This is a genomic window from Campylobacter concisus, from assembly GCF_003049705.1.
Taxonomy (GTDB): domain Bacteria; phylum Campylobacterota; class Campylobacteria; order Campylobacterales; family Campylobacteraceae; genus Campylobacter_A; species Campylobacter_A concisus_AR.
Map to the genome: position 1 here is coordinate 183,141 of NZ_PIRF01000001.1, position 14,141 is coordinate 197,281.

The 14,141-nt window shown below is 36.0% G+C and carries 15 protein-coding genes; all 15 read left to right on the plus strand.

Going from position 1 to position 14,141, the window contains the following annotated elements; genetic code table 11:
* Nucleotides 1-41: 41 nt before the first annotated feature.
* From tatA to CVT05_RS01035, 15 genes are read left to right on the plus strand one after another with little or no spacing between them, the layout of a single operon-like run.
* Complete coding sequence (gene tatA, locus CVT05_RS00965; protein ID WP_021091616.1) at nt 42-263, plus strand: twin-arginine translocase TatA/TatE family subunit; 222 nt, start codon at nt 42-44, stop codon at nt 261-263.
* 9 nt (nt 264-272) lie between these two features.
* Nucleotides 273-1,856: an arginine--tRNA ligase gene (argS, locus tag CVT05_RS00970; RefSeq protein ID WP_107697494.1), complete on the plus strand. Its 1,584-nt coding sequence runs from the start codon at nt 273-275 to the stop codon at nt 1,854-1,856.
* A 1-nt stretch (nt 1,857) separates the two neighbouring features.
* Nucleotides 1,858-2,583, plus strand: coding sequence for a class I SAM-dependent methyltransferase (locus CVT05_RS00975; RefSeq protein ID WP_107697495.1), 726 nt, complete (start codon nt 1,858-1,860; stop codon nt 2,581-2,583).
* Nucleotides 2,583-3,770 carry a UDP-N-acetylglucosamine 4,6-dehydratase gene (locus tag CVT05_RS00980; protein WP_320205010.1) on the plus strand — a complete coding sequence of 396 codons (1,188 nt, stop codon included), beginning with the start codon at nt 2,583-2,585 and terminating at the stop codon, nt 3,768-3,770. Before CVT05_RS00975 ends, CVT05_RS00980 begins: the two co-directional genes overlap by 1 nt.
* Nucleotides 3,757-4,908, plus strand: coding sequence for a LegC family aminotransferase (locus CVT05_RS00985; protein ID WP_107697497.1), 1,152 nt, complete (start codon nt 3,757-3,759; stop codon nt 4,906-4,908). The genes CVT05_RS00980 and CVT05_RS00985 overlap by 14 nt, the downstream gene beginning before the upstream one ends.
* Nucleotides 4,909-4,910: 2 nt before the next feature.
* Nucleotides 4,911-5,522, plus strand: a complete 612-nt coding sequence (locus CVT05_RS00990) for an acetyltransferase (protein WP_107697498.1) — start codon at nt 4,911-4,913, stop codon at nt 5,520-5,522.
* 24 nt (nt 5,523-5,546) lie between these two features.
* Entirely contained in the window at nt 5,547-6,548 is a 1,002-nt protein-coding gene (gene neuB, locus CVT05_RS00995) for an N-acetylneuraminate synthase (RefSeq protein ID WP_107697499.1), read from the plus strand.
* Nucleotides 6,545-7,708, plus strand: a complete 1,164-nt coding sequence (gene neuC, locus CVT05_RS01000; protein ID WP_107697500.1) for a UDP-N-acetylglucosamine 2-epimerase — start codon at nt 6,545-6,547, stop codon at nt 7,706-7,708. Before neuB ends, neuC begins: the two co-directional genes overlap by 4 nt.
* Nucleotides 7,705-8,586 carry a formyltransferase family protein gene (locus CVT05_RS01005; protein ID WP_107697501.1) on the plus strand — a complete coding sequence of 294 codons (882 nt, stop codon included), beginning with the start codon at nt 7,705-7,707 and terminating at the stop codon, nt 8,584-8,586. The genes neuC and CVT05_RS01005 overlap by 4 nt, the downstream gene beginning before the upstream one ends.
* Nucleotides 8,583-9,242 (plus strand): PIG-L deacetylase family protein, encoded by a 660-nt coding sequence (locus CVT05_RS01010; protein WP_107697502.1) that lies wholly within the window; start codon nt 8,583-8,585, stop codon nt 9,240-9,242. Before CVT05_RS01005 ends, CVT05_RS01010 begins: the two co-directional genes overlap by 4 nt.
* Nucleotides 9,239-10,285, plus strand: a complete 1,047-nt coding sequence (locus CVT05_RS01015; RefSeq protein ID WP_107697503.1) for a nucleotidyltransferase family protein — start codon at nt 9,239-9,241, stop codon at nt 10,283-10,285. The genes CVT05_RS01010 and CVT05_RS01015 overlap by 4 nt, the downstream gene beginning before the upstream one ends.
* A complete protein-coding gene (locus CVT05_RS01020; protein WP_107697504.1) occupies nt 10,285-11,001 on the plus strand; it encodes a cytidylyltransferase domain-containing protein in 717 nt (238 codons plus the stop codon). The genes CVT05_RS01015 and CVT05_RS01020 overlap by 1 nt, the downstream gene beginning before the upstream one ends.
* Nucleotides 10,998-12,290 (plus strand): glutamate-1-semialdehyde 2,1-aminomutase, encoded by a 1,293-nt coding sequence (locus CVT05_RS01025; protein WP_107697505.1) that lies wholly within the window; start codon nt 10,998-11,000, stop codon nt 12,288-12,290. Before CVT05_RS01020 ends, CVT05_RS01025 begins: the two co-directional genes overlap by 4 nt.
* A gap of 27 nt (nt 12,291-12,317) precedes the next feature.
* Entirely contained in the window at nt 12,318-13,088 is a 771-nt protein-coding gene (locus CVT05_RS01030; protein WP_107697506.1) for an oxidoreductase, read from the plus strand.
* Entirely contained in the window at nt 13,085-14,140 is a 1,056-nt protein-coding gene (locus tag CVT05_RS01035; protein ID WP_107697507.1) for a GNAT family N-acetyltransferase, read from the plus strand. Before CVT05_RS01030 ends, CVT05_RS01035 begins: the two co-directional genes overlap by 4 nt.
* Nucleotide 14,141: the final 1 nt, after the last annotated feature.

Consider the following 14,141-nt stretch of genomic DNA (forward strand, 5'->3'; position numbering starts at 1 on the left):
AATTTATGATAACATTTTGAAAAATTTATTGAGGAGAAAAGATGGGTTCTTTTAGTATTGGTCACTGGCTAGTTGTTTTAGCGATTATTGTTTTACTTTTTGGAGCAAAGAAGATCCCAGAACTTGCAAAAGGACTAGGCAAAGGTATAAAGACTTTTAAGGCTGAGATGGAGGATACAACCCCTGAAAAAAGTGAGAAAGTCGAGCATAAAGAAGAGAATGCTGATAGTCAAAAAATAGAAGAAACAACTAAAAACGCATAGGTTTTAGAGTTGAAAAATAAAATAAAAGCTGAAATTTCAAAGGTTTTAGAGCGTGAATTTGTGCTTGAAAAGCCAAAAGATAAAAATTTAGCCCATTATGCTACGCCACTTTTTAGCCTAGCAAAGGAGTTAAGAAAGTCTCCATCTATGATAGCTAGCGAGTTTGCCGATAAATTTAGTGATAGCAAAATAGTTGAAGCTAGTGCAGTAAATGGCTACTTAAATTTCAAGCTAAAAAGCGAGTTTTTAGATGAAATTTCAAAGCAAATTTTGCTAGACAGCGAAAATTTTGCAAAAGAAGATGTGAAAAAAGATAGCTATTTAATAGAATACATTAGCGCAAATCCAACTGGGCCACTTCACATCGGACACGTTAGAGGTGCAGTTTACGGCGATACTTTGGCAAGACTTGGCAAAAGACTTGGCTACGCTATCTCAACAGAATACTACATAAACGACGCCGGTAATCAAATCGATCTGCTTGGCACTTCGATATCGCTTGCGGCAAAAGAGCAGCTTTTTAACGAAAGTGTTGTATATCCAGAGAAATACTACCGCGGGGATTATATTTTAGATATTGCTAAGCTTGTAAATGAGAAATTTGGCAAGGAAATTTTTTATGATAAGAGTAGAAACCTCGAACTTGCCGAGTTTGGCAAGGATATCGTACTTGAGATCATCAAAAAAGATTTGGCGGACGTTGGGATATTTATAGAGAGCTGGGCTAGTGAAAAGGCTCTTTATGACGGCCTAGAGCCAACTATAAACAAACTAAAACGTTCAAATCAAATGTATGAAAAAGAGGGCGCTACTTATATCGCTTCAACCACGCTTGGTGATGATAACGATAGGGTTGTGGTTAGAAATGACGGCAGACCAACATATCTAGCTGGCGACATCATCTATCATAACGCTAAATTTGAGAAAAATTTTGATCATTATATAAACATTTGGGGTGCTGACCACCACGGATATATCGCAAGGCTAAAGGCTGCGATAAATTTCCTTGGATACGATGAAAATAAGCTTGAAGTAATACTTATGCAGATGGTTAGTCTGCTAAAAGATGGTAAGCCGTACAAGATGAGCAAGCGCGCTGGTAATGCCGTGCTGATGAGCGATATCGTAAGTGAGATCGGTGCTGAGGCGCTTAGATTTATCTTTATAAGCAAGGCAAATACGAGTAGTTTGGAATTTGACGTAGATGAGCTTAAAAAAGAGGATAGCTCAAATCCTATCTTTTATATAAACTACGCTCACGCTAGGATAAATCAAATTTTTACAAAGGCTGAAAAAAGCGTTAATGACGTGATAAATGCGGACTTTGAATGCCTAGATGAAAATGCCAAAAATTTACTTTTCGAAGCGCTAATCTTGCCTGAAATTTTAGAAGATGCTTTTATCTCAAGGCAGCTTCAAAAGATACCAGACTATTTGAAGTCGCTGGCTGCTAGCTTTCATAAATTTTATAATGAAAACCGTGTGGTTGGAAATGAAAACGAAGATAGCTTACTAAAAGTTTTTGCAGTTGTCGCTATCTCGATAAAAACAGCATTTAATATAATGGGAATTACGGCTAAAGATAGGATGTAAAATGCTTAGTTTTGATGATTTTAAGAACATGGCTTCGGACAATTCATTAAATGATAATGAAAAGGTTGGCTTTCCTGATATTTACAGAAAAGGCACCGAAGAAAATATATTTCCAGATATTTTACAAAAGTTAAACATTAAACCAGACAATGAAAAAACTAAAATCATAATGGACATAGGATGTGGTTGTTCTAGTCCTGTAAAGTCTCTTATAGAATATGCTAAAAAAAATAGTTTTACTCTATATTTAATTGATTCAAAAGAAATGTTAGATAATTTGTCAAATGAGCCATTTATTATTAAAATCGCTCATGAATTTCCATGTGATTATGGCTATGAAAGCTTATACTCAAAAGTGGACTATATTATTGTTTACTCTGTTTTGCATTATGTCGTATATCATGCTAATTATTTAAAATTTTTAGATACTTGCGTAGAGCTCTTAAAGAGTGGGGGGCTATTGATCGGCGATATTCCTAATATAAGCAAAAAGAAACGTTTTTTATCATCAGAGGCTGGTCGTGACTCTCACATGAAGTGGTCATCGTCTAAAACTTTTCCAAATATTTGTTGGAATAAACTAGAGTCACTTTGTATAGACGACAGTGTAATTTTTTCCATACTCCAAAGGTACCGCTCTATGGGCTGTGAGTCTTATTTGCTTGAGCAGCTTAGTGGTCTTCCTATGAACAACACAAGAGAAGATATTCTGATAGTGAAGCAATAATGGATATCTTAAGCCTAATAGGACGCACGAAAAATCTCTTTGAAGATGACATAAATGCACTTGATAAAGACCTAAAAGAGATAGTCTCAAGCTCAAGCTTTCTAGTTATCGGTGGGGCAGGATCTATAGGCTCTGCCGTGACAAAAGAGATCTTTATAAGAGACCCCGAAAAACTCTACGTCGTTGATATCTCTGAAAACAACCTTGTTGAGCTAGTGCGTGACATAAGAAGTGAGTTTGGATATATAAATGGTGACTTTAAAACTTTTGCCATAGATGTTGCAAGTGCCGAGTTTGACGCACTTTTGGCACAAAGTGGTGGATTTGACTACGTGTTAAATTTATCAGCGCTAAAGCATGTTAGAAGTGAAAAAGATCCATTTACACTCATGAGGATGCTTGAAACAAATATCCTTAACACTGACAAAACGCTGGCTCAAGCCTTTAGTATGAAGTCAAAAAAATACTTTTGCGTTAGCACCGATAAGGCCGCAAATCCTGTAAATTTAATGGGAGCTAGCAAGCGCATCATGGAGATGTTTGCGTTTAGGCACTCTTTAAATATCGACGTCTCAATGGCTAGGTTTGCAAACGTGGCATTTAGCGACGGCTCACTTCTTTTTGGATTTCAAAAGCGCATAGAAAAATTTCAGCCTATAGTCGCCCCAAACGACGTCAGGCGCTACTTCCTAACGCCAAAAGAGAGCGGCGAGCTTTGTCTTTTAAGTACCATTTTTGGTGAAAATAGAGATATATTTTTCCCAAAACTAGATGAAAATTTAGACCTTATAACATTTAGCGAGATAGCCAAGCGCTACTTGGCTAATTTAGGATACGAGCCATTTTTATGTGAAAATGAGGAGGAGGCCAGAAAGCTTGCAAAAGAGCTTCCAAAAGATGGCTTTTACCCTTGCCTTTTTGCGCCTAGTGACACGACTGGAGAGAAGGACTATGAGGAGTTTTTCGTTGACGGCGAAAGACTTGACATGCAAAGACTTCAAAATATCGGCATAGTCAAAAATGATGCAAATTTTGACAGCAAAAAGCTAGAAATTTTTAAAAACAATATCTTAAATTTAAAATCAAGCTTGACATGGAGCAAAGAGGACATTTTGCGCGAAGTTTTCGAGCTTATACCGAATTTTATGCATAAAGAAACAGGAAAGTATCTCGATGAGAAAATGTGATTTTGACGAGGTTTTGAAATTTATAAAAAGCACCTTTGGCAAGGATAAAGTCCCGCTTCACGAGCCTAAATTTATAGGCAATGAGAAAAAATATCTACTTGAGTGCATCGACTCTAGTTTCGTCTCAAGTGTCGGTAAATTTGTAGATGAGCTTGAGAGTAAGCTAGCTCAAATGGTTGGTGCTAAATTCGCAGTTGCTACGACAAATGGCACCTCTGCGCTTCATATCTGCTTAAAGCTAGCTGGTGTTGGCCAAGATGACGAAGTGATCACACAGCCAGTTACCTTTATAGCCACTTGCAATGCCATTAGCTACCTTTTTGCAAAGCCAGTTTTTGTGGATGTCGACCTTGACACGCTTGGTATGTCGCCAGCAGCGCTTAGCGAGTTTTTAGAGAAAAACTGCAAGCTAAAAGGCGGCAAATGTGTAAATAAAACTAGCGGCAGGATAGTGCGTGCTTGCGTGCCTATGCATACTTTTGGACTACCTTGTAAGATAGATGAGATAGCTAAAATTTGCAAGCGTTGGAATATCGTTTTGGTAGAAGACTGTGCCGAGAGCCTTGGTAGCTACTACAAAGGCACTCATACAGGGAATTTTGGCAAGCTTGCAGCGATGAGTTTTAATGGCAATAAGATCGTCACAAGTGGAGGTGGCGGAGCTATCATCACAAACGATGAGGAGATAGCAAAGCACGCCAAATTTATCACCACAACGGCCAAGGTGCCACATCCTTTTGAGTATCGTCACAGCGAGATCGGCTACAACTACCGCTTGCCAAATTTAAATGCAGCTCTGCTTGTGGCACAGCTTGAAAATTTGGAGCTATTTTTAAAGAGCAAACGCGAACTTGCGATGATCTATAAAGAGTATTTTTCTAAATTTGATGATGTGAAATTTATAGATGAACCAGCGGACGCTAGGTCAAATTTTTGGCTAAACGCAGTGCTCTTTGAAAGTCATGAAAAACGAGATGAGTTTTTGAAATTTAGTAATGAAAATGGCGTTTTTACGCGTCCTATCTGGCAGCTCATGAATGAGCTTGATATGTTTAAGGACTGCCAAAGAGACGAGCTAAAAAATGCTAAATTTTTAAGCGATAGGATAGTAAATATCCCAAGCAGCGCAAGAGTTTAGTCGTGCAAGATATAGTTTTAGTAGGTGGCGGTGGGCACTGTAAAAGTGTGATAGATGTCATCGAGAGCGAAGCTAAATTTAATATAATTGGTATCATAGATACGACAGAAAATATTGGCAAAAAGGTGCTTGGCTATGAGATCATCGGTAGCGATGATGATCTGGTTAAGGTTTTTAAATCATGCAAAAATGCTGTGGTGACGGTTGGGCAGATAAAAAGTAGCGAGCCTAGAAAAAGGCTGTTTGCGCTACTAAAAGAGATAGGTTTTATACTTCCAACCATAGTCTCGCCACTTGCGTATATCTCAAAGCACGCAAGTGTAGGTGAGGGAACGGTTGTGATGCATCATGCCTTGATCAACGCTGGTGCAAGTGTCGGCAAAAACTGCATCATAAACACAAAAGCACTTGTTGAGCATGACGCAACTATCGGCGATCACTGCCATATCTCAACAGCAAGTGTGGTAAATGGCGGCGTTGTCGTGCAGGATGGGACATTCTTTGGTAGCAATGCAACTAGCAAAGAGTATATAGTGATAGGTAAAAATTCTATCATAGGTGGCGGAACTAGCGTGATGAGAAGCTTGGAGCAAAACGCTTTTATAAAGGTATAAAACTAGAATTTTAAAGGAATTTTGATGTCAAATAGGGTTTTTATCATAGCTGAGGCTGGAGTAAATCACAATGGTGATATAAATTTAGCCAAAAAACTGATCGATGTAGCAGCCAGAGCTGGTGCTAACGCGGTAAAATTTCAAACCTTTAAAGCTCAAAACCTAGTTTCAAAAAACGCACAAAAAGCTAACTATCAAAAACAAACTACTGATAAAAATGAAAGCCAGTTTGAGATGATAAAAAAGCTTGAATTAAATGAGGATATGCATAAAGAGCTCATAGCCTACTGCAAAGAAAAAAATATCACGTTTCTCTCAACCCCTTTTGATACTGATAGTATAAAGCTTCTTGATGAGCTTGGGCTTAGTATATTTAAAATCCCTAGTGGCGAGATAACAAATTTACCTTATCTTAGGCAGATAGGCGGCTTAAATAAAAAGATCATTCTCTCAACTGGCATGGCAAATTTAGGCGAGGTGGAAGCCGCGATAGAAGTACTTGTAAAAAGCGGCGCGAAACGTGAAAATATAAGCCTTCTTCATGCAAATACGCAGTATCCAACGCCGATGGAGGATGTAAATTTAAAGGCGATGATAACTCTAAAAAATGCCTTTGAGCTTGAGGTCGGATATAGTGATCATACGCTTGGCATTGAGGTCGATATTGCAGCGGTTGCCATGGGTGCAAAGATCATAGAAAAGCATTTTACGCTTGATAAGAGCATGCCTGGACCTGATCATAAGGCTAGCCTTGAGCCAGATGAGCTAGTGGCGATGGTTAGAGCTATTAGAAATATAGAACTAGCGCTTGGAGACGGACTTAAGCACTTTAGCAAAAGTGAGAGAGAAAATATAAAAATAGCTAGAAAGTCGATCGTAGCAAAGTGTGATATAAAAAAAGGCGAAATTTTTAGCGAACAAAATATCTGTGTAAAACGTCCAGGGGATGGCATAAATCCTATGAGATGGGATGAAGTAATCGGGCAAATTTCACAAAAAGATTACAAGCAAGATGATATGATATGAGAAAAATTTGTGTAGTAACAAGCACGAGAGCAGAGTATGGCTTGCTTTATTGGCTTCTAAAAGAAATAAAAGCGGATAGCGAGCTCGAGCTTCAGCTTATTGTTACTGGTATGCATCTAAGTCCTGAATTTGGGCTCACATACAAAGAGATTGAAAAAGAATTTAATATAGATAAAAAGGTTGAAATTCTTTTGTCATCGGATACATCTATAGGGATTTCAAAATCAATGGGGCTAGCTCAGATATCTTTTAGTGAAGCTTATGAAGAGCTTAATCCAGATATTGTTGTTGTGCTTGGTGATAGATATGAAATATTTAGTGCAACCAGTGCTGCAATGATAGCTAGAATTCCAATCGCTCATATACACGGCGGAGAAGCAACCGAGGGATTAATAGACGAAGCAATAAGGCATAGCATTACGAAAATGAGCCATTTGCATTTTACTGCAACCAATGAATATAAAAATAGGGTAATCCAGCTTGGTGAGCATCCAGATAGAGTTTATAATGTAGGTGGCATGGGAGTAGAAAATGTAAAAAGACTAAAACTCCTAAATAAAAAAGAGTTTGAAGAGTCAATAAATTTTAAGTTAAATAAAAAAAATATATTAGTTACTTTTCATCCTGTTACTTTGGAAGATGATACTGCGGAAGAGCAATTTCAAGCGTTATTAAATGCTATAGATGAGCTAGAAAATACAAATATTATATTTACGAAGGCAAATAGTGACACAGATGGAAGAATTATAAATTTAATGATTGACAGATATGTATCTAATAACCAAGATAAATCAGTTTGTTTCACTTCTCTTGGACAATTAAGATACTTGAGTGCTCTTCAGTATGTAGATGCAGTGGTTGGAAATAGCTCTAGCGGGCTTGCGGAAGCTCCTAGCTTTAAGATAGCTACCGTAAATATCGGAGATAGACAAAAGGGACGCATAAAGGCGTCTAGCGTAATTGACTGCAAGCCCGATAAAAATTCTATTTTAGAAGCTTTTAATAAGGTATATTCTTGCGAATTTCAATATGTTTTAAAAAGTGTAGTAAATCCGTATGGCAATGGGTGTGCTAGTAAAAAAATAATAGAAGTTATAAAAAAAGTGGATTTAACAAATATTTTGAAGAAATCATTTTATGATTTAAAGGTTGATTTATGAAAATTTTATTTATAGGTACTGTCGAGTTTTCATATAAAGCTTTAAAAAAGCTTATCGAACTAAACGCGGAAATAGTTGGAATTTGCACCAAAAAAAAATCTGATTTTAACTCTGATTTTGCGGATTTAACTCCACTTTGCAAGAAGGCAGGTATTCCGTTTAAATATATAGATGATATAAATTCTAATGAAAATATTGCTTGGATAAGAAGTTTAAGTCCGGATATTATATTTTGCTTTGGCTGGTCAAATTTAATAAAAAAGGATTTACTCGGTTTACCAAAAATGGGAGTTGTTGGATATCATCCAGCTTTGCTGCCAAAAAATAGAGGTAGACACCCGCTTATTTGGGCTTTGGCTCTTGGACTTAATGACAGTGGCTCTACATTCTTTTTCATGACAGAAGGTGCAGATGATGGGGATATATTGTCCCAAGAAAAGATCGAAATTTTATACGAAGATGATGCAAAAAGCCTATATAATAAAGTTTCAAATGTTGCACTAAAGCAAATAGAAACCTTTTTGCCAAAGCTACAAAACAATAGTTTTAAAACAATCAAACAAAATAATGATTTGGCTAATGTATGGAGAAAAAGAGGTAAGGTAGATGGAAAAATTGACTTTAGAATGACATCTAGGGCGATATATAATCTTGTTCGGGCGTTAACAAAACCTTACGTTGGAGCTCATGTGGAATATAATGGGCAAGATATATCTATATGGAAGGCAGAGGAAGTGGAATTTGACCAAAATAATATTGAATTTGGTAAAGTTCTAGAGAATGATGGCAAGAGTATTGTAGTAAAAACATACGATAAGGCAATCAAAATTATAGACCATGATTTTAAAGAACTACCTAAAGTCGGAGAATATATATGAAAAACAAAATTCTTGTAGTAGCTGTTCATCCAGACGATGAGACATTAGGTTGTGGTGGTACGCTACTTAAACACAAGCATAATGGAGATAAAATTTATTGGCTTATTTGTACAAAAATAGATGAGGGTAGCGACTATTATACTACTAGGGAAAATGAGATAAAACAAGCTTCAGACGTTTATAAATTTGATGGTGTTTTTAGTTTGGGGCTTAAGACAATGCGAGTAGATGAGTATAGTATGAGCGAGCTTATAGGCAAAGTCTCAAAGGTAATAAACGAGGTAAAGCCAAACATCATATACCTTCCATTTAGAGGTGACGTGCATAGCGACCATAGGAAAATTTTTGAAGCGAGCTATAGTTGTACAAAGGTATTTAGATATCCATTTATCAAAAAGATATATATGATGGAGACATTAAGTGAAACTGAATTTGCGCCTAGCACAAAAGAAGATTCTTTTATACCGAATTCATTTGTTGATATAAGTGAATATTTTGAAAAAAAAATAGAAATTATGAAAATTTTTAAGAGCGAAGTTGCTGAGCATCCATTTCCAAGAAGTGAAAAGAATATAAGAGCTTTAGCTGTCTTAAGGGGGGCAACTTGTGGGTGTGAATATGCTGAAAGTTTTATGCTTTTAAAGGAAATTTTATGAAAAACATAGAAAGTATAAAGCTAAAACAAAATGCCACTATAAAGGAAGCCTTGGGGATTATAGATAGCGGAGCTATGCAGATAGCTTTAGTTGTTGATGGTAATGATAAGCTTCTTGGAACACTGACTGACGGCGATATAAGAAGAGGTATATTAAGAGGGCTAGACCTTGACAGCTTTATAGAGACGATCGTTTATAAAGAGCCGGCTGTTGCAAAAATTTCTAACACAAAAGAAGAAATTTTAAAGATAGCATTATCCAAAAAACTTCACCAGATACCAATAGTAGATGATAACGGAATAGTATTAGACTTAAAAGAGATAGAAGAGCTTGTTGAGCCAAAGATCAAGACAAACAAAGTCATTTTAATGGTAGGAGGTCTTGGTACTAGACTTAGACCACTTACGCAAGATACTCCAAAGCCGATGCTAAAGGTCGGAAACAAGCCGATACTTCAAACGATAGTTGAGAAATTTGCAGAGTATGGCTTTGTAAATATCACGATGTGTGTAAATTTTAATGCAGACATCATCAAGGACTATTTTGGTGACGGCAAAGAATTTGGAGTAAACATCGACTACATTTTAGAGCAAAAAAGAATGGGTACAGCAGGTGCTTTAAGTCTACTTAAAGAGCGACCAAACGAACCATTTTTTGTAATGAATGGCGATCTTCTTACAAATGTAAATTTCGAGCATATTTTTAACTACCACACACTAAATAAAGCGACGGCTACAATGTGTGTAAGAGAGTATGACTACGAAGTGCCTTATGGCGTTGTAAAAATGAATGACAACAAGATAGTAGAGATCTCAGAAAAACCGGTGCAGAAATTTTTCGTAAGTGCTGGGATATATATGCTCTCGCCTGAAATTTTAGATCTAATACCACAAAATGAGTTTTATGATATGCCTACGCTGTTTGAAAAGCTAATAAAATTAAGTAAAAATGTTATATCATTTCCGATCAGAGAATATTGGCTTGATATCGGACGTATTGAAGAATACCAAAAAGCAAATGAAGAATATAAAGAAGTTTTTTAATGTATAAAAACAATAGTTTTTTAGCGATTATACCGGCAAGAGGTGGCAGCAAAGGGCTACCTGGTAAAAATATTAAGGAATTATGTGGAAAGCCACTTGTTGCATGGAGTATAGAGGCTGGACTAAAAAGTAAATATGTCGATGAGGTAATGACTAGCACTGATGATGAGAAGATTGCAGAAATTTCTAAAAAGTATGGCGCAAGTGTCCCCTTTTTAAGACCAAGTGGGTTGGCTAGTGACACAGCTACAACCTTTGATACCGTAAAACATACTATAGATTATTATAAAAATGAATTAAAAAAAGAGTTTGACTATATTGTTTTATTAGAGCCTACATCGCCTTTGAGAGAAGTTTGTGATATAGATATGGCTATTGAAATTTTACTAGAGTCAAAAGCTGATTCGATTGTTGGAATTTGCAAAACAGAGAGTCAAAATCCAGCTTTTTTGGTCTCAAAAAATGAAAATGGCTTAATTTCTGGATATGAAAATAAAGATATGAGAGTTTTAAGAAGGCAAGATATAAAAGATGTTTATTTTTTTGAAGGAACCATCTACGTTTCTAAGACAGATGTTTTGCTTGATAAAAAAACATTTTATCACGACAACACCATAGGCTATGAAGTTCCAAAATACAAATCGCTAGAGATAGATGATATTGAAGATTTTGTTATGGTTGAAGCGATAATGAATTATAAAGGTTATAAAAAATGACTTATCAAGATAGATTATTAAAAGCAATACCAGGCGGTGCCCATACTTATAGCAGAGGGTTTGACCAGTATCCAGCCAATGCCCCACAAATTTTAAAAAGAGGCAAAGGCGCATATGTATATGACGAAAATGATAGAGAATTTTTGGACTATGGAATGGCGCTTAGGGCTGTAAATTTAGGCTATGCGAATGAAGAAATAAACAAAGCTGCGATCGAGCAAATAGAATTTGGAAACAATCTAACTAAGCCTAGCATGATTGAGCTAGAGGCTGCTGAATTATTAATAGATATGATAGATAGTGTTGATATGGTTAAATTTACTAAAAATGGCTCAACAGCAACAACAGCAGCTATTAAACTTAGTAGAGCATACAATGGAAGGGAGCTGGTTGCAAGATGCGCAGAGCATCCATTTTTTAGCTATGATGACTGGTTTATTGGCTCTACGCAACTTACCAAGGGTATACCGCAAAAGGATACTGAAGGTACAAAAACGTTTGGCTATAACAACATTGAAAGCCTAGAGAGGCTTTTTGATGAATTTCCTAATCAAATAGCTTGTGTGATTTTAGAGCCAGCGACAACAGAGCATCCAAAAGATAACTTTTTACATAAAGTAAGAGATCTATGTCATAAAAATGGAGCAGTATTTATACTTGATGAGATGATAACTGGCTTTAGATGGCATTTAAAAGGGGCTCAATATTATTACGACATTAAGCCTGATTTGTGCACTTTTGGAAAGGCAATGGCAAATGGATTTTCAGTTGCGGCTATTGCTGGAAAAAGAGAGATAATGCAGCTTGGCAGTATAGAATTTGAAGGCAGAGAGAGAGTCTTTTTGCTATCAACAACACATGGTGCAGAGATGAGTGGTTTGGGCGCATTTGTTGCGGCTATGAGATTTATGAAAGAGCATAATGTGGTCGAGTATATTTGGGACTATGGCACAAAACTAATCACGATGATAAATGAGCTCGCAAAAAAATATGAAATCGAAAGAAATTTCGTAGCAGGTGGTATAGAGTGTAGTCCGTACTATTTGACCTTTGATAAAAATGGTCAAAATTCTTTAGGGCTAAGAACTCTTTTTTCTCAAGAAATGATCAAAAATGGTGTGCTTATTCCTTGGGTGGCACTTTCTTATGCTCACGGAGAAAATGAACTTGCAAAGACAAAAAACGCACTAGAAAAAACTTTTGAAGTTTATAGAAAGGCAGTTGATGAGGGATATGAAAGATATTTAGTAGGTAGCCCTATCAAGCCAGTGTTTAGAAAATTTAACTAAAAAGTAAAATTTATATAAGGAACAGCAGTGTTAAAAGATAAAGTAGTTGTAGTTACTGGTGGAGCTGGACTTATTGGTAAAGAATTTATAAAAGCCATTGTTGAAAACAACGGCATAGCTATTATCGCTGATATAAATGAAAAAATAGGACAAGAGGCAAAAGAGGCGCTATCTAAAGAGCTAAATTCAAAAAATATAGACTTTGTAAAACTCGACATCACGTCTAAAGACTCTTTGGAAGCTTGTATAAAATATTTGCATGATAAGTATAAAAGGATAGATGTATTAGTAAATAATGCGTACCCTCGAAACAAGAACTATGGAAGGCACTTTTTTGATGTTGAGTATAGTGACTTTATAGAAAATTTGGGGCTAAATTTGGGTGGTTATTTTGCCGCATCTCAGCAGTTTGCAAGATATTTTAAAGAGCAAGGATATGGAAATATCATAAATATATGCTCAATCTATGGCGTGGTTGCTCCAAAATTTGAAATATATAACAACACAACAATGACTATGCCGGTTGAATATGCTGCCATAAAATCAGGACTTATACACCTTACTAAATATATGGCAAAGTATTTTAAAGGGATGAACATCAAGGTAAATGCGCTAAGTCCTGGCGGTATATTTGATAACCAGCCAGAGCCGTTTTTGGAAAAATATAAAGATCAGTGCCTAAACAAGGGCATGCTAAGCAATAGTGACTTAAAAGGTACCTTGGTATATCTACTTAGCGATATGAGTAGATATGTAAATGGTCAAAATATCGTAGTTGATGATGGATTTAGCATATGATAGTGTGCTATAAAGAGGATCGTGAGAATTTTGAAGCTAGATGGCAGGAATATATCTCAGAAAATATTCACAGCCCAAGATATCTAAACTCATATCTGGACTATATGAAATTTTATTCCAAAGATATACTTAGCGATGAAAGCTTTGTGGTTGTTGAGAGCAACAAGTCTGTTGGAATTTGTTTTTTGCCAGTAGAGCAAGTAAATGGCGTTGTCTCTATATCTTTATCTGGATATTTTACAGTTGCTCCGCTTGCTATAAGCGATAGGGTTTATGACATAGTTTTTAAAGAAATTTTTGAGATAAGTAAAAATTATAATGTTGGCAAGATAATGTTTTATTTGGACTCTTTGGTTATGGAGTTTTTTAATAAATATAACTATCTTATCAAATATGGCTTTATAGATGCTACTGGCAGCAACTGCGTGATTGATCTTTGTGGTGAAAAAAGCGCTTTGTGGACGAGGCTAAGAAAACGATACAAATCATCCATAAATGCAATTTTTAAAAATAGTGAATATGACTTTGTTGTAGTATCTAAAGAAAATCCAAGCTATGAAATCCATGAGGCATATAGAGAGCTTCACAAAAAGGCCGCAGGTAGAGAGACAAGACCTAAAACAACCTTTGATAAGCAGTATGAAATGCTACAAAATGGCAATGCTACTATTATAGGATTAAGATATAAAGGCCAATTTATAGGTCTTTGCTATTTTTTACATGCAAGCGAAGTTGTTGTATATATGAGCGGCGCAGATGATCCAGAATTTACAAATATGAAAATTCCTATATATCACGCCATTTTGCAAAAAGCTACTGAGTATTTTCATGATATGGGTTTTAAGCATATGGAGTACTCTCAGCCTGCAGGGTATAACTTAGTGGATGGATTTTTAGATTATTTAGACGAAAAACAGATAAATATAGCACATTTTAAAAGGGGTATGGGTACAAAAATGGTGCCACTATTTCGAGGTGTAATGTACTTTGATAAAAATTTACTCTTAAAAGATATAGATAGCTTCAGAGAAATAGTGGTAAGAGAATTATAAA